Raw genomic sequence first — 16,934 nt, forward strand, 5'->3', positions numbered from 1 at the left:
ACAGTAGACGCCGAACCTAATTCACGACACTGCTGGTGAGGTTGTCTATGGTCAAGACAACCGAAGCAAAACAGGCCTGTCGTGCCGCATCAACTCTTGTCTACCCAGAACTCGACTTTGACATCAAGTCGTGTGGAAAGTACACGAGAGAGGACTTTCTCGAAGTCCTCTCTCGGATCGCTTTTGATCAAGAGTTCGCCAATACAGGCGGGAAAACGTACCAGTTAGATCACAAGGAACCAGTTGACATCACGTCAACGGCTCGCAATTCGCTTGCAAAGTCACTTCTCTACCATCTTCGGAATCTGGAAGCGGACGCCATCGACGAGCAGTTCGATGGCGTCCGCGACGATCTCTTCGAGATTCTTCGGAAACGTCGGCTGTTACCGAACTGTGTCGATGTCGCGATCGATCTTCACGAGTGGCGGTTCTACGGTGCAGCCGACACAGATCACGTTCTCACCACCTACCCGGATCAAGGAACGACTCGAACGTACTGTTTTGCGACTCTCTGTATTGTGGCACCTAGAACACGATTTACGCTTGCTGTACTTCCGCTCGAAGAGAACGGCTTTCGCGCCAAGCGCGAAGCCGTTCGAACGCTGCTGGAGACCGCCCAGCAGTACATCTCGCTCAGACACGTCTATCTTGACCGTGGCTTCTATCAGGTTCACGTTGTCGCGGAACTGGAACAACTCGACGTCGATTACATCGTTCGTGCGCGTCCGAGTAAAGGGATGAAAGACCGTCTCAGCGCCGACGCTGAGACGGTCGTCGATGACTATCTCATGCAACGCAAACGGAAACCGACCGCATCAGTTCCTGTAACAGTCTTTGCTGTCCCACACCGGTCGAAAGAGGACGAACACGTGTGGTTTGTCACAAACCGAGAGATAGAGCCAGAAGCAGCACGAGCGTACGCGGCAGCATTCCGCCGCCGATGGGNAGAGGACGAACACGTGTGGTTTGTCACAAACCGAGAGATAGAGCCAGAAGCAGCACGAGCGTACGCGGCAGCATTCCGCCGCCGATGGGAGATTGAAACCTCATACCGGCAGATCGGTGACTTTCTTCCGAGAACGTCGTCGCCGACGTTCTCGGTGCGACTGTTCTACTTTCTGTTTGCGGTTGCACTGTACAATCTCTGGGTTTTAGCGAATGTTCTCGTTACAGATGGTACAATTCCAGGGAAGCCACCGATCTCAACGAAGATCTTCCAGGAATTTGTTCTTCCAACCGACTACGGATAGAACTCCACNACAGATGGTACAATTCCAGGGAAGCCACCGATCTCAACGAAGATCTTCCAGGAATTTGTTCTTCCAACCGACTACGGATAGAACTCCACTCCAGACGACCGAGCTAATCGGTTAGGAAGCACCCAATGAGTGATAACGCTACGGAGCGCCGACGAGCGGCGCTCCTTCGCTCTCTCAACCGCAGCTCCACTCACTGGATCAATTACTCCGTCACCGAAAGTGACGAAGCAATCTGTTTCAGTTTGTTCTACATCTTGGTTCGGCAACGACTGTGAACGGCGAGGCTTTGCGCCTGCTCAACCTGTAAANGTCACCGAAAGTGACGAAGCAATCTGTTTCAGTTTGTTCTACATCTTGGTTCGGCAACGACTGTGAACGGCGAGGCTTTGCGCCTGCTCAACCTGTAAACGATCCGGGGAGTTGGTCACCGAGACCGGCCACAACTTCGACTTCGAGGCCTGGGAGGGTGGCGGACATAGAGAGGACCAGACTCAGCGTTGTGCGTGTGTTTTCGACGGCGTTACGGTGATCTTCGTTTCGAAGGGGTAACCGGTGAGGCTGGTCCAGGTCCCCCGGACAGATTCCAGTCGTGGATGGGTTGTGGCATTGAATACCTCGCCACCAGTGGGTCCTCGCTGAACGGCGTCGGAAGTATATTCAACCCAGTGTTCACGTATCGCTCAGTAGAGAAATACACCACGCGAATGTTGGAACTGACATAAACTCATAGTGTTGCCCAAACGGTTTATTATAATTCAGCAGATACGAGAGTCATATGCCTCAACGAGAGTTGGATCCAACGGGGACGAAACGCCAATGAAAGTGGAACAGAGGCTTCCAAACGTCATTAGGAAAAGTTATACCCGGAAGTTCTTCGTTGTGGTTGGAGTCATTATTCTGACTGTAATCGCACTAGGTCTGCTGACACAGTCGGCAGTTACATCTCAGCTTACTGACCAACAGCGGGAAAACCTACTGACGAACGCCCATCAGGAAGCAGAATCGCTCGATCAGTGGGTCACAGCACAGCAGTCGACGGCTCGAACGCTGTCTGAACACCGGGACCTGCAGGCAGAACAACCGGGCCATGCGCGATCGATGTTGACAAACGAACTTGAGCATCTCCCGCCGGAAATAGCGCATTTGCATTATCTTGATCACGAGCAAGAAACGATCACTGCGAGTACAGACGCCCAGATCGAAGGAAACGACGTGGAAGCAACGAACATCGTCTGGCCACAGGAACAGGAGTTCGAGGCGGTTTCGTTCGATGATCCAGACACCGTCATTCAAACGTGGATGTACTCGGACGATGGGGCCCCGTCAGTCGCGTTCGTTTCACCGGTTCCCGAGACCGATCACGCATTCGTGATGGTCATTCGAACGAGTGATCGGGCAGAACAGTTCGAAAGTCCAATCAATGGAACGGCGACGACCGTGATCGGCGATACAACGGGCGATATCCTTTTTGACGAAAACGAATCTGCGTTTCTGACCGAGTTTGACTCTGCTGGCGAGGAGATCAGCACCACCGTCGAAGCAGACAGTGAGAGAACGATACTGACAGACGATTCCGTTGTCGCGTTCACACCGGTCAATCAGGCCGAGTTGAACTGGGTCGTCGTGAAAGAGGCCCCACGATCCGAAGCGCTGTTGATCGCCCAGCAAGTCAGGTCGAACCTGTGGTTGCTTCTCGGGGCTAGCTTGCTCGGGCTAGTGTCACTTGGTGTGATGGTTGAGCGCGGACCGATGCGATCGCTCCGGTCCGTATCGACACAAGCGGCCGCACTCGCCGACGGCAATCTTGACCAAGAGATTACGGACGAGAATCGGATCGATGAGGTCGGACAGGTACGAACCGCGTTTCGGGATATCGAAGACTATCTGAACGTCGTTGCTGCACAGGCTGATGCACTTTCGCGACAGAACTTTGACGATGATATCCTCGAGGAACCAGTGCCTGGACGACTCGGACACAGGTTAACCGAAATGCAGAGTGACCTCCAACAATTCATTACTGACCTCGAACAGGCTCGCGAGGAAGCAGAACGATCTCGAGTGGAGGCCGAACAGTCACAAGCGGACGCCGAACAACTTGCAACATCGCTGGAACGTCAGGCCAATGAATTTAGCACTCATCTAACAAAAGCGGCCGACGGCGACCTCACGCAGCGACTCGAGACGGACATCGACAACGACGCTCTCAGACGCATCGCGACCGCGTTCAACGAGATGATCGACGATCTTGAAGGGTTAGTCATCGAAATCCAGGCTCTCGTCGAAGACGTCGACGGAATCAGTTCCGACATGACGACCTCGACCAACGAGATCAAAACCTCAAGCGTTGCCGTTGCCGAAAGCATCGAAGAGATATCGGCCGGCGCAGAGCGGCAAAGTCAGAAGCTTACGACTGCCGCGGGGGAAATGAGTGACCTCTCAGCAACCGTCGAGGAGATCGCATCGTCGTCGGATAACGTTGCCAGCCAGTCTCGAGAGGCTGCTGAGATGGGGAAACAGGGACAGCAGGCAGCGAAACGGACTACCGAACGGATGGATGAAGTCGAGACGAAAGCGGAAGAAGCCGTCGAAGAGATGCTCACGCTGCAAGAGGAGGTAGAACAGATCGGCGAGGTCGTCAAGTTGATCGACGACATTGCATCAGAGACCAATTTACTCGCGATGAACGCGTCGATTGAAGCGGCAAACGCATCCGAGGAAGGAAGTGGGTTCGCCGTGGTTGCTGACGAGGTGAAAGCGCTTGCGGAAGAGACTGATGAAGCGACAAGCGAGGTAGAACAGTTGGTCGCTGGCGTCGAAGCGTCGACCGATGCGCTGGCAAGCGATATGTTCGAAATGCAATCGAACATCGAAACCGGTCAAAAGACGATCGACGAAACCGTATCGATCTTCGAAACGATCATTGATCGAGTCGAAGCTGCCAACGCCGGCATTCAATCGATCAACGATGCGACGGACGATCAAGCCGAATCGGCACAGGAGGTCGCACGGATGGTTGACGACGTCGCGAAGGTTAGTGATCAGACAGCGGGCGAAGCGCAGAACGTCTCGGCTGCTGCTGAAGAACAGACCAGTACGATCCAACAAATCGCATCGACTGCGGACACCCTGTCGGAACGTGCAAACGAGTTACAGTCTCAGACCGAGCGGTTCGAAACAACTGCTGGCAGGGACTGACCACACCTGTTGGTGTTGGGCGGACGTGACAAGATGTGGTGGCGAGTGGCGTTCAACCGTTACAGGAGACACGCCCCCTATCTGGCCTACCAGTTGAGACTCCACACGACAGACGAAAAGGAGAGGACAGCAACTGAGAGCAGAGTTTTCAACCGCCGCTGTATCAAGCAAAACCAGGAGATCGAAAGTTGACCTGTCACGTATCGGAATGACAGCCATTACCGGTGACGAGACGCTCCCGAAATCGTTTTCAACCGCTCACGCGGACACTCGGTATGCCGACGGAACCGGACACTCATTATGACCCCTCACTGGGGAACAAGTTCATCTTCGTCACCGGCGGCGTGATGTCAGGACTCGGAAAGGGGATTACGGCCGCGAGCACCGGCCGCCTCCTTAAAAACGCCGGGTTTGATGTCACCGCCGTAAAGATCGACCCGTACCTGAACGTCGACGCGGGGACGATGAACCCCTACCAGCACGGGGAGGTGTACGTCTTGGAGGATGGTGGCGAGGTCGACCTCGACCTGGGGAACTACGAGCGATTCCTCGATATCGACATGACCTCGGACCACAACATCACCACCGGGAAGACCTACCAGCACGTCATCGAGAAGGAGCGTGCCGGAGACTACCTGGGGAAGACGGTCCAGATCATCCCGCACATCACCGACGATATCAAGCGACGCATCCGCGAGGCCGCCGAGGGAACCGACGTCTGTATCATCGAGGTCGGCGGCACCGTTGGGGACATCGAGGGGATGCCCTACCTCGAGGCCCTGCGCCAGTTCGCCCACGAGGAAGACGAAGAGGACATTCTGTTCACGCACGTCACGCTCGTCCCCTACTCGAAAAACGGCGAACAGAAAACCAAGCCGACCCAGCACAGCGTCAAGGAGGTCCGTTCGATCGGGCTTCAGCCCGACGTGATCGTCGGCCGCTGTGAGGACAAACTCGATCCCGAGACCAAGGAGAAGATCGCGCTGTTCTGTGACATTCCGACGGAGGCTGTCTTCTCGAACCCCGACGTCGAGGACGTTTACCACGTGCCGCTGATGGTCGAAGAGGAGGGACTCGACCAGTACGTCTTAGAGCACTTCGGCCTCGCTGAGGAGGCGCTGCCGGAGGGCGAGCGCGCGAACGACTGGCGCGAAATCGTCACAACCGAGAAAGACGGCGCGGTCGACATCGCGCTGGTCGGCAAGTACGACCTGACAGACGCTTACATGTCGATTCACGAATCGCTTAAACACGCCGGTTTCGAGGTCGGTGTCGACGTGAACGTCCACTGGGTGCCGGCCGGTGAACTCGCCGACGGCCACGACGACCAACTCGAGTCGGTCGACGGCGTCATCGTCCCCGGCGGCTTCGGCATGCGGGGGACGGAAGGCAAGATCGAGGCGGTTCGGTACGCTCGCGAGAACGACGTGCCGTTTCTCGGGCTCTGTCTTGGCTTCCAGATGGCCGTCATCGAGTACGCGCGAAACGTCCTCGGCTACGCGGACGCCCACTCCGCCGAGATGGACGAGGAGACGCCACATCCGGTCATCGACATCCTGCCCGAGCAGTACGAAGTCGAAGACATGGGCGGCACGATGCGCCTCGGCGGCCACACGACCGTCATCGAACCGGAGACGCTCGCCTACGAGATTTACGGCGACACGTCCTGTTCCGAACGCCACCGTCACCGATACGAGGTCAACCCCGAGTACTTCGAGGACTTCGAGGAGGAGCCGCTGACGTTCTCCGGCACCGCGGGCAACCGGATGGAGATCCTCGAACTCGAGAACCATCCGTACTTCCTCGGGACGCAGTTCCACCCCGAGTACACGTCCCGGCCGGGGCAGCCGAGCCCACCGTTCCTCGGACTGGTCGAGGCAATCGCCGACGAGAGCAACGAAAGCACGTCGGCAGGCGCGGAGCACGATGCAGATAGCGACACTGACGCAGACACCGAAACGGAGGTTACACACTAATGGTAGACACAGAGACGTTCGTCCCGGAAGCAACCGCAGAGATTGAAGACGAAATCGGCGACGCAAACGCCGTCATCGCCCTCTCAGGCGGTGTCGACTCGTCGGTCGCCGCAGCACTCGCCTACGAGTCCATCGGCGACCAGCTCACCCCGGTCTACGTCGACACCGGCCTGATGCGCAAGGGCGAAACCGACCAGATCCGCGAGACGTTCGACTACATGGACTCGCTGCGGATCGTCGACGCGAAGGATCGGTTCCTCGAGGCCCTGGAGGGCGTGGTCGATCCCGAAAAGAAGCGCGAGATCATCGGCGAGCAGTTCATCCGCGAGTTCGAACGCGAAGCCAAAGACGCCGACGCGGACTACCTCGTCCAGGGAACGATCTACCCCGACCGTATCGAGAGCGAGGGCGGGATCAAGTCCCACCACAATGTTGGCGGACTCCCAGATGTCGTCGACTTCGACGGCATCGTCGAACCCGTCCGCGACCTCTACAAGGACGAAGTGCGCGAGGTCGCACGCCATCTCGACCTCGACGAACTCGTCGCGGAGCGAATGCCGTTCCCCGGTCCGGGTCTTGCGGTTCGCGTAATCGGCGAAGTTACCGAAGAAAAGCTCGAGGTCGCCCGCGATGCCTGCCACGTCGTCGAAGAGGAACTCGAGGAGTACGAGCCGTGGCAAGCCCTCGCCGCGGTGATCGGCAAGGCAACCGGCGTCAAAGGCGACAACCGCGTCCACGGCTGGGTCGTCTCCGTCCGCTCCGTCGAATCGCGTGACGGCATGACCGCACGCGCACAGGAGATTGACTGGGAGACCCTCCAGCGCATCCAGTCGCGCATCACCGGCCAGAACGAGAACGTGGCCCGCGTCGTCTACGACGTGACCCACAAGCCACCAGCGACGATCGAGTACGAATGAGCGAGGACACCCAGAACCGACGGGCGATCGTCGCCGGTCCCGACGAGGACGAGATCGGCGCGGCACTCGAGAACGAAGGTCTCACGGTCACCAGACTCAACGGTGTCGTCACGCGGCCACAGCTAGAGGAAGCCGGCATCGTCGACGCTGATCTATACGTGCTGACCGATATTGATCAAGCGACGACGATTCCGATCGTCTGCGATCTCACCGACGACCTGCGGACGGTCACCTACGCGCGACGGACTGTTCCCGAGTTCGTCAAGGGACAGCTCGACCTGGCGATCGATCCGCGACTGATGTCAGCCACGGTCGTCGCGGAAGAACTCGTCGAGTAAGTGACCCCGGGGCCACCCGGATCATCTTCTAGCCGACTTGTACCCGCGAGATAGCGCATATGAATCGGCAAACATTGCCGCGCTCGCCATAGGGGATCGACAAACTGGGCGAAAATCGGTTTCACCGTCTGTGAACGGTCCTCTGGTCCGAATCCAGCGATTAAATCTGGCTTAAATCGGGCGTAACTCGGTGCAAGATGGTTCGACCATCACGACAGTTCAAGTAGGTACCGGCGATACCATCCGATGGAGGTCGACGGGCTACCCTCACCCAAGGCACCCAACGCCAACTCCCGTGACTTCCAGCAATCCCACCACAGCACCCTTCCCCCCACCATTGCCACACCGTTGTGGCGCAGGCTCCGCTGCACCGGCCTGCGTCACGTCCTGTGGTTTTGGCATCTGACTCGGGACGCGATTTGTGTCCCGAGTTCGCTTCGTTCCCGAGCGACGGTCATCTCTAAACGCTGGCTCTGTATCCACAGCTCCTGCGTTGTCTCTACGCTCGTCCCTCGTCCAACGCCCTACAGTAACGATCGGGTCAGGTGGATCAACGGGGGTCAGGAGAGGAAGATGGGACAGGAGGATAGAAGGACCAGAAAGAGGCAGATTAGGACTGCGACCGGACACGCTCGAGTACCGGAATCTCCGCAAGCCGTTCCTCGGAGAGCTTGTCCCAGTCGAGTCCGTCCGGTTTCTCGCCGCCACCGGGCCGCAGCACTCGATCCGGTGTAACGACCAGATCCATCGGTACGTCGTGGTCGTCCAACTCGAGTGCCCCGGCCTCAGCAGCTGTCAGCAGTTGCCGCTCGTGAACGGTCGTCGTGACCGGCGTTTCTTCGTCGACGAGGCCGAGTTCGAAGAGGACGGCGAACTCGAGATCGCTGTAGCCCTCGCCCTTGCCGATTCGGCCGCCATTTGCGGGATCGACCTCGGGGTCGGCGCGAACGCCGACGCTTCCGGAGACGATCAGGTCGATTTCGTCGACCGCTTCGGGGCCGACCTGCTCGCCGTGTTTCGACGAGCCGGAAACTGTGGTGGCCGCGTCGTAGTCGTCCAGTTCGCTCGGATCGAGTTTCAGGAAGCACTCCTCGTCGCGCAGCCGCGGCACCGCCATGTACACGGTCTTGCCGTCCCGCAGCGCGCGCCGACGAACCGGAAGCTGTGGGGCGTCGGGATTCGCTTTGATCGTCGTCGCGTGTTCCCACTCCGGCTGGGCGGCCAGGCGCTCGGCTGCCGAGTTCGCGTCTTCGAAGTTGGGGATCCGCCCGTGCGGTGGAAACGGGAACCGCGCGACGCCGCTGTCCTCGAGTTCGTCCCAGACGCGTTCGCGGATCGTGTCTTTTGACAGTTCGTCGTCGACCTGCGACGGCTGCTCTTGCACACCGTTACCGGTGACCTGCTCGTCGCTCACACGTCCTCACCACCGTTGGCCTCGGCCGTCCCATCCGGCCCAGTAGCTGGCGATTCAGCCGACTCAGGATCAGTCTCTTCGATATCGTCCGAGCCAGCGCCATCTCGTGCGAGTTCGACGAGATGGGGGCACTCCGGAACAAGGATTTCTGTCGCCGCGAGTTCGGCCGCGTCGGCGTTCCCGGGAAGACCAAAGATGAGCGTCTCGTCGGTGACACCGCCGACCGTCCGCGCACCGACGACACGGCTGCCGTGTGCCTCATAAGAGAGGTGCGTAAACAGTTCGCTGAACGTGGTCAACGACTTTTCGATGAGTGGCTGGACCGCTTCGATCGTGATATCGTCCGGCTCGATACTCGTCGCCCCCGCCGTAATAACCACGTCCACGTCGCCGCGGTCGACCATCCGCGAGACGATCGACTGGACGGTATCGTGCTCGCGACCGACGTGCTCTCGCATCGCTACCTCGTGGCCCGCCTCGGTGAACGTCTCGGCGAGGACCTGGCCAGCGGCGTCGGACTCGAGTGTCCGGTCGTCGGCGACGGTGACGAGCCCAATGCCGAGCGTGTCGGGCGTCTCGGTGGTCGTCGATTCGGCGGCTGTGTCGGCTGGTACTGGTTCCGACGGTGAATCGCTCGACTCGTTCATGGGCCGTATTAACCGCCAGTGGGTAAAACACTGGTTCTTGTAGGCTTGAGGAGCCGACGGCGGCGGGGGACGCGCTCGCTGACGAGCGTCGCGTCCGCGTTGGAAAGTCAGTGAGGTGGGATAGCTTCTATCGAACAGATCGGCACTGTGAAGGGATCTTTCTCGATGGGTGTTGAGGAATCGGGGATGACTCACCAGGTTCACAACTGTTATGCCACTGTTTCGGATTATCTGTATCTATGCAGGCAATCAAAATCACCGCACACGGTGGGACCGACGGCATCGAGTACGGCGAGTACCCCAACCCCGAGGTGGGTCGCAACGACGTGCTCGTCGACGTCAAAGCCGGCGCACTCAACCACCTCGACGTGTGGGTTCGGCGCGGCCTGCCGACGCTCGACCTTGAGCTACCACACGTCCCCGGGAGCGACGCTGCGGGTGTCGTCGAGGCCGTCGGTGAAGATGTTTCCCGCTTCGAACCCGGCGACCGCGTCGCGGTGACAGCGGGCGTCAACTGTGGCCACTGCGAGTTCTGTCGCAGCGGCGACCCCACGCTGTGCGTGAACTTCCACCTCCTCGGTGAGCACGTGACCGGTGTCCACTCCGAGTACGCCGCCGTTCCGGAGGACAACCTGATTCCAGTCCCCGAACACGTCGACTGGATCACCGCAGGGGCATCCTCGCTCGTCTTCCAGACCGCCTGGCGGATGCTGATCGACCGCGCGGACATCGAGGCCGGCGAGAAGGTGCTCGTCCTTGGCGCGAGCGGCGGCGTCGGTCACGCTGCGCTCCAGATTGCAGACTACGCCGGTGCGGAGGTGTACGCGACAGGGAGCACCGAGGAGAAACTTCAGTACGCCCGCGAGCACGGCGCGGACCACGTGGTCAACTACGAGGAACAGAACTTCGCGGAGTGGGTCCGCAGCGAGACCGGCAACCGCGGCGTCGATGTCGTCGTCGACTACATCGGCGCTGGCACCTGGCGTGACTCGATCAAGAGCCTCGCGAAGAACGGCCGCCTCGTCACCTGCGGCGGTACGGCCGGCGGCAACCCGGAGACGGATATCCCGCGCATTTTCTGGAATCAGCTCCAGATTATCGGCTCGACGATGGGCTCGCCCGGCCAGGTCGACGACGTGATGGAACTCGTCTGGGACGGCACGTTCACGCCTGCGATCCGCGAGGTACTGCCGATGAGCCAGACCGCTCGCGCCCACGAGATCATCGAGGGCCGGGAAGGGTTCGGCAAGGTGGTTGTGCGGCCGGATAGCGAGCTCTAAGTCGAACGACCGTCAGCCCGGCACGTCAGCCGCCCACACCGGTGAACCGTGAGTGCTTTCATCACCGAGGCGAAACCCTCCACTGTGACCTCGAGCGACGACGGCGGCTACGTCCACGATCCATCGGCGTTCGACGGCGACGGGACAGCCGACACCAACAACGAGGCGGGCGACAGCGCCGCCGAAAGCGGTGCAGACTGGACCAAGAACCCGCGCAACCCTACAACGGCTGATCGAGACTTTGACTGGCGCGGGTGGGTGCTCGTCGGCGTCATCATCATCGCGTTCCTCGTCGCTCCACTCTCGATCCTGCTCTGGCCGCCGACGCTCAACTATTTCGTTGCGCTCTTGATTTTGCCGCTGTTCCCGGCGGCACTGCTCGCGATTACGGCGGTGTGGGCAACCACGCGCCCGTAGATTACGAGTCAAATCGGTACTGTGGAGCGTTCGAAACGACAACAATACAATTTCGATTCCGATTCTGATTCCGATTGGGATTCAGCGGGACACAACCCGGCTCGTTCTACTCGAGTACGGCCGGTGAATTATCCACGGGACTCGAGTACCCCGTCCAGCCGGTCGATGGCGGCCCGACCGTGCTCGACGTCTCGAGCCGGTGTCTCCTCGCGGTCGACATACTCGGTCAACAGTGTCGTGAGTCGTCGAATCTGTGCCGTGGTGAACTGTTCTGTGTCGTCGTGTGATTCGACTGTTTCGACCAAGGTGAGTGTCCACGATGGTGGCGACGAGTCCTCGTCGAGCGCATCATCGACTCGGTCGATGAGTGAGTGGTGAACGACCCATTCTTCTTCTCTGGAGAGCGTGACGTCGTGGTATTCGGTTTCCGATGGTGGGGTACTCATTGCGATACTGGACCGATTTCGTCGGCCCTCGCCCGACACTACGGGGGATGTGCTCATAAAGTTTGTCACGTGCTGTCATACAACAACCAACGGCGAAGTGAACGACAGATGTCGGCTCGAATGCACGGGAGCCAAAATCTGGTCTGTCAGAAGATGCGGACCAGCGTCTCGCCGACTGGACAGCGCGTCGGCGACCGCGCGGCGGAAACCGTCGTCGGTCGGTCGGGCGACGGACGTGGCCGAGTAGCCGGGCACCCACCTGGAGTGTAGCGAGACAGTTCATCGAGCAGTTCATTCAGCGCCAGGGGAGGAATACGCGAGAGAAAGCTACTCGAGTTCCGATGCAGTCTGTGCGGCAGCATCAGTCTGTACGTCCCGTCGCATCGCGATTTCGAACCACGGACAGAGACGGAGTTGTCGGTACCATTCGGGATGCTCGGCCAGACGTTCGTAGGGGACCCACAGCAGCCCTGCAACCTCTTCCTCGTTCGGGTCGAGGTCGCTATCAGTCAGCGTGAGCTTCAATACAGCACAGACTTCGTGTTCGACGCCTGCGTTTTCGAAGTAGCGCTTGTACTCGAAGCGGTCGGTGACCCGCAGGTCGTCGTACTGATCGGGCGTAATCCCAAGTTCCTCCTCGAGTCGCTGGCGGGTCGCCTCCTCCTGACTCTGGCCCTCAACGGGGTGGGAGGCGACAGTCCCGTCCCAGTAGGTTCCCCAGAGGCGCTTTTCTGGTGCTCGTTGTGCCAGGAGTACGTTGTCGTCCTGGTCGAATACGAGTGAGGTGAACGCCCGGTGACGGATGCCGTCGCCGGTGTGGGCCTCGAGTCGGTTGACCAACTCGAGTGCGGTGTCGGTTTCGTCGACGGCGATCACGTCCTGACGAGCGTTCTTGTGCTCGTGTTCGTGTTCGGTGTCATCATGTTCGTGATTCTCGCCCGGCGCGCCAGGTGTGCTCATGGATACACAGTCATAGCGGTGCGTGAAACCAGTTCGCCTTCTGTGGTACCCGTGGGCTGTCCAGCCGATACGCCGCTCGGACAGCTCAGTGGTCGACGCTCGAAGAATCTCCAGCGTCGCCGTCTCGAGTAACTCCCCGTCGAGTACAGCCTCGACGGGACCATCGAGACACTCAATCGTCAACAACGCCATCATCCGCCGGACGGTGTGTTCGCCACCCCGGTCGAACAGACTGTCTAGCGCCGCATCCCCGAGCAGGGCCGCGTCGCCGTTGGGACCACCGGCCGATGGCATAGACTACGGTGTCCAAACAAAGCGCAAAAGGGCACCCCCAGCGTTGGTCTCCGCATGTACACCGTCGATCTCCACACACACACCCGGTTTTTCCACGGCCGGCGGTCGTTCGGCGACCGGTACGATCCATACGGTGCGAGCATGCTCGCGAAAATCGCCCACAGACGCGGTCTCGACGGCGTCGCAACGACCAACCACGACTACTACACGCCAGTCGAGCCCGCGGCCACCGTTACAATTCCCGGTATCGAAGTATCGACCACTCACGGTCACGTCCTCGTTATCGGTCCCGACCCGCCGCGCGAGACGGTGCCACTCGAGTACACTCCGAGAGAGGTCGTCGAGAAAGCACACGAGCGCGGCTGTGCGGCGATCGTAGCCCATCCATACCGTGATAGTGATGTGCTGAGCGAGCGGTTTACCGATGTACCGTTCGACGCGATCGAGATCAACGGGAAGCATCCGCGCACGCGAACGCTCGTCGAGTCACTGGCCGCAGAGTGGGAGCTACCGATCGTCGCGGGCAGTGACGCACACTTTCCGTTCGAGGTCGGACGGGCGTACACGAGAGTCGATGCGCCGGAGCTCACACCTGCAGCGGTTGTCGAGGCGATTCGTGACGGGCGGGTCCAGCCACGCGTCGTGAACGGCCCGCTCGATTCGGCGCTTCGGCAGGGTTACCGGTGGATCCACCAGCGGAAGTATCCAGACGACGTGCTGGCCGAGTCACGGGTGGCACTCGAGCAGCGCGCGATGCAACAGGAGGACGAGGCTGAAACGGAGATGGGCATGGGGGCGGAGAGGGAGACGGAGGCTGCGACGACAGACACAACGAAGTCCACTCCTTCACAGTAATCATCCCAAACGTCGACAACGAACCCGGGTTCTGAGCCGACACCAGAACGTCCCACTCCGGCCGGACAGGGACACCGTACAGCACCAAGGCCCAGCATACGTCGCTGTACGAGAACATAACTTAATCAAGCACACCTCCGAAACCGGAGACGACAGATGTCCTCGCAAGCGACAGCCAGCACCCACTCGAGTCGATCCGAGACGACCGACTCGGAAACGGGGCTCACGGTTGCCGCCGTCGATACGATCCGGGAAATCGATCGCGATCGCTGGAACGAGGTGGTCGAACGCGCCGACCTCGGGACGGTATTTCACCGCTACGAGTGGCTTGCGGCGGTCGAACTGGGGATCGGACACCCAGCGAGACACCTGCTGGTCGAGAAGGACTCGAACCTCATCGGCGTCGTCCCGAACTTCGTCGTGCCGATCCCGAAGACGCCATTTTCCCGGCTAACCTCGATCTATCCCGGCTTCGGCGGCCCGTTACTGACGACCGACGTCGACGACTCACTCTCACTCGTACTCGAGACGATCCCAGACTGCTGTTCGCGGCGGACGATCGTCCACGGAATCCGAGCCTGCAACACGAACTTTCTCCGGTACGACGGCGCGCTGTCTGGGGCTGGCTACGAATCGAATCGCGTCGGCGGGCGATTCGTATTGCCGCTTTCGAACGGCTACGATGCGGTGTTCGATGGGATGGATAGCTCGAAGCGCCGGGCGATCAGACGGGGGCGAGAGACCGACCACGATATCGTCGAGGCGGAGCTCACGCACCAGGAACTGACGCGCTTCTACGAGCGGTACCGCCAGCACATGGAGAGCGTCGGCGGGCACGTCTATCCCCGCGCGTTCTTCGAGCAGTTGCGGGAGATGGAAGACCGCATCCTGCTCGCACAGCTCTACGTCGAGGGTGAGTACGCCGGCGGCTTCCTCGAACTCCTCAACGACGAGCGAAACACCGTTCACGGCTTCTTCGCGGCGATTCCGCCGGCGTACTTCGAGTACTACGCCTCCGAACGGCTCTACGACTACGTGTTTCAGTGGGCGATCGAAAACGGCTACGAGGCGTACGATTTCGGCGGCGGTGGCGCGGACTTCCGGGACGGTGCGTTCACCTTCAAAGAGGAGTTCGGTGGCGAGCTCGTTCCGAACGTCTACTGGGAGCGTGGCACGAATCCGGTCTGGCCGCTCGTCCGTCGAGGGCGGTCGCTCTATCAGCGCTTCGACGGCGTCTGAGAAACCCGCGTTCAGCCGAGCTGTTCGTCGAGAATCAGCCGCGTTTTCGTGCTGACGACTTCCTCCTGGTCGCGCGCCTTCGTGATTAGATCGTTCACCCCGCGCGTGTCCGCGGCGTCGACCACGAGGACGACGTCCTGTTCGCCCGAGACCATCCAGACGAAGTCGACTTCCTCCCACTCGGCCATCCGTTCGGAGATGCCCTTCGTGTCGACGTCGACCGCGACGCTGATCTCGAGCATCGCCTTCACGTTGCCCGTGTGCGTCGAAATGGTAAAGCGTTCGATGACGTCGTTGTCCATCATCCGTTCGACGCGGTTGCGCACCGTCCCCTCGCTTGTCCCGACCTCGTCTGCGATTTCCGTGTACGGCGTTCGGGAATCTCGGCGCAGGATGTTGAGGATCGATCGGTCGAGTTCGTCCATAGAGATCTGACACTACGGGGGTGGCACACTTACCCATTACGAAATTCGTAACTGAGTTTCGAAGACAACACTTATGCCGGTGTATCCAATACGTAGTTCGTAATGACAGCAGCCTACGTGGCGCTGGAGGGCGGACACGTACTCGAGGGACGTGGTCGTGCTTCAGGAACGGCTCGCGGCGAGCTGGTTTTCACCACCGCATACACCGGCTACGAGGAGAGCCTGACCGATCCATCCTACGAGGAACAGATCCTCACCTTTTCCTACCCACTGATCGGCAACTACGGCGTGCGAGAAGAACGATTCGAGGACGACCGCGTCCACCCACGCGCCGTGCTCGCAAAGGAACTCACCGAGGATGTCGCCAACTGGCTCGAAACGGAGGGCGTGCCGGCGGTCGACCACCTCGACACGCGAGATGTCGTCACTGACATCCGCGACGGCGGCGCGATGAAGTGCGGCATCGCCGTCGGCGAGGACGCGACTGAGGAGGACGCACTCGAGCAACTCGAACAGTGCAAGGCGATGAGCGACCACACGGACATCGGCGCACAGGTCAGCGTCGACGAACCGACCGTCTACGGCGCTGACAACGACGGCGAAACCGTCGCACTCGTCGACTGCGGTGCGAAAGGATCGATCGTCGACTCCCTGCTCGCCCGCGACGCGACGGTTCACGTGCTGCCATACGACGCAGCCGTAAGCGATGTCGAAGCCGCCGATCCGGACATTCTGTTCATCTCGAACGGCCCGGGTGACCCGGCAAACTACGAGCAGGCAATCGCGCTCGTCGAGGCATTCGTCGAGGACACGCCGGTCGCTGGCATCTGTCTCGGCCAGCAGATCGTCGCCGAAGCGCTCGGCGGCACGACCGCGAAGATGGACTTCGGCCACCGCGGCGTCAACCAGCCGGTGCTCGATCTCGACTCCGGTCAGGTCGTCATGACGACCCAGAATCACGGCTACACCGTCGACGAACCCGGCGACTACCTCGAAGTCACCCAGATCAACGTCAACGACGACACGCCGGAGGGGCTCGACGGCGTCGACCACGATATCATCACCCGCCAGTACCACCCCGAAGCGAACCCTGGCCCGGAAGATACCCTCGACTTCTTCGACAGTGTTCTCGGTATGGCATCGAACACGTCACAGCGAGCGGTTCCGGCAGACGACTAAGCTGGGCTACCAGCGTTCACACTCAAGTCGCTTCGGTCGTATCTCAGTCCCATTTCTCTCACTACTGCACTTACTGGCGGCAATATCGATGAA

The 16,934-nt window shown here is 60.0% G+C and carries 15 protein-coding genes; 10 read left to right on the forward strand and 5 right to left on the reverse strand.

The window, feature by feature from the left end; all coding sequences use genetic code 11:
- Positions 1 to 47 precede the first annotated feature (47 nt).
- The 5 genes from C482_RS18810 to C482_RS18830 all read left to right on the forward strand — a co-directional run bounded on the left by C482_RS18810 (position 48) and on the right by C482_RS18830 (position 7,685).
- On the forward strand, positions 48 to 1,250 hold the full coding sequence (locus tag C482_RS18810; protein WP_006169397.1) for a transposase: 1,203 nt from the start codon (positions 48 to 50) through the stop codon (positions 1,248 to 1,250).
- Positions 1,251 to 2,138: 888 nt separating this feature from the next.
- Positions 2,139 to 4,454: a methyl-accepting chemotaxis protein gene (locus C482_RS18815; RefSeq protein WP_006169398.1), complete on the forward strand. Its 2,316-nt coding sequence runs from the start codon at positions 2,139 to 2,141 to the stop codon at positions 4,452 to 4,454.
- Positions 4,455 to 4,729: 275 nt separating this feature from the next.
- Positions 4,730 to 6,430 (forward strand): glutamine hydrolyzing CTP synthase, encoded by a 1,701-nt coding sequence (gene pyrG / locus C482_RS18820; RefSeq protein ID WP_006169399.1) that lies wholly within the window; start codon positions 4,730 to 4,732, stop codon positions 6,428 to 6,430.
- Positions 6,430 to 7,347, forward strand: coding sequence for a glutamine-hydrolyzing GMP synthase (guaA, locus tag C482_RS18825; RefSeq protein ID WP_006169400.1), 918 nt, complete (start codon positions 6,430 to 6,432; stop codon positions 7,345 to 7,347). Before pyrG ends, guaA begins: the two co-directional genes overlap by 1 nt.
- On the forward strand, positions 7,344 to 7,685 hold the full coding sequence (locus C482_RS18830) for a DUF7126 family protein (protein WP_006169401.1): 342 nt from the start codon (positions 7,344 to 7,346) through the stop codon (positions 7,683 to 7,685). Before guaA ends, C482_RS18830 begins: the two co-directional genes overlap by 4 nt.
- Before the next feature lie 610 nt (positions 7,686 to 8,295).
- On the opposite strand, the gene C482_RS18835 is transcribed toward C482_RS18830, so the two are convergent.
- A complete protein-coding gene (locus C482_RS18835; protein WP_006169402.1) occupies positions 8,296 to 9,099 on the reverse strand; it encodes a 5-formyltetrahydrofolate cyclo-ligase in 804 nt (267 codons plus the stop codon).
- A complete protein-coding gene (locus C482_RS18840) occupies positions 9,096 to 9,746 on the reverse strand; it encodes a MogA/MoaB family molybdenum cofactor biosynthesis protein (protein WP_006169403.1) in 651 nt (216 codons plus the stop codon). The genes C482_RS18835 and C482_RS18840 overlap by 4 nt, the downstream gene beginning before the upstream one ends.
- 239 nt (positions 9,747 to 9,985) lie before the next feature.
- On the opposite strand from C482_RS18840, the gene C482_RS18845 reads away from it, so the two are divergent.
- Both C482_RS18845 and C482_RS18850 read left to right on the forward strand, forming a co-directional pair.
- Positions 9,986 to 11,026 carry a zinc-binding dehydrogenase gene (locus C482_RS18845; protein WP_006169404.1) on the forward strand — a complete coding sequence of 347 codons (1,041 nt, stop codon included), beginning with the start codon at positions 9,986 to 9,988 and terminating at the stop codon, positions 11,024 to 11,026.
- Positions 11,027 to 11,110: 84 nt separating this feature from the next.
- Positions 11,111 to 11,443, forward strand: coding sequence for a hypothetical protein (locus C482_RS18850; RefSeq protein WP_006169406.1), 333 nt, complete (start codon positions 11,111 to 11,113; stop codon positions 11,441 to 11,443).
- 128 nt (positions 11,444 to 11,571) lie between these two features.
- Here C482_RS18850 and C482_RS18855 read toward each other — a convergent pair whose 3' ends face one another.
- Positions 11,572 to 11,889 carry a DUF7853 family protein gene (locus C482_RS18855; protein WP_006169408.1) on the reverse strand — a complete coding sequence of 106 codons (318 nt, stop codon included), beginning with the start codon at positions 11,887 to 11,889 and terminating at the stop codon, positions 11,572 to 11,574.
- Between the two features lie 327 nt (positions 11,890 to 12,216).
- Entirely contained in the window at positions 12,217 to 12,849 is a 633-nt protein-coding gene (locus tag C482_RS18860) for an NUDIX hydrolase (RefSeq protein WP_049897010.1), read from the reverse strand.
- A 348-nt stretch (positions 12,850 to 13,197) separates the two neighbouring features.
- On the opposite strand from C482_RS18860, the gene C482_RS18865 reads away from it, so the two are divergent.
- Complete coding sequence (locus C482_RS18865) at positions 13,198 to 13,998, forward strand: CehA/McbA family metallohydrolase (protein WP_006169410.1); 801 nt, start codon at positions 13,198 to 13,200, stop codon at positions 13,996 to 13,998.
- A 156-nt stretch (positions 13,999 to 14,154) separates the two neighbouring features.
- Positions 14,155 to 15,237 (forward strand): GNAT family N-acetyltransferase, encoded by a 1,083-nt coding sequence (locus tag C482_RS18870; RefSeq protein ID WP_006169412.1) that lies wholly within the window; start codon positions 14,155 to 14,157, stop codon positions 15,235 to 15,237.
- An 11-nt stretch (positions 15,238 to 15,248) separates the two neighbouring features.
- Here the strand turns inward: C482_RS18870 and C482_RS18875 are convergent, their stop codons facing one another.
- A complete protein-coding gene (locus C482_RS18875; protein ID WP_004215005.1) occupies positions 15,249 to 15,662 on the reverse strand; it encodes an Lrp/AsnC family transcriptional regulator in 414 nt (137 codons plus the stop codon).
- A gap of 102 nt (positions 15,663 to 15,764) precedes the next feature.
- Between C482_RS18875 and carA the strand changes: the two genes are divergently transcribed.
- Complete coding sequence (gene carA / locus C482_RS18880) at positions 15,765 to 16,841, forward strand: glutamine-hydrolyzing carbamoyl-phosphate synthase small subunit (RefSeq protein WP_006169414.1); 1,077 nt, start codon at positions 15,765 to 15,767, stop codon at positions 16,839 to 16,841.
- The last annotated feature ends 93 nt before the right edge of the window (positions 16,842 to 16,934 follow it).

This window comes from Natrialba chahannaoensis JCM 10990 (assembly GCF_000337135.1).
Taxonomy (GTDB): Archaea; Halobacteriota; Halobacteria; order Halobacteriales; family Natrialbaceae; genus Natrialba; species Natrialba chahannaoensis.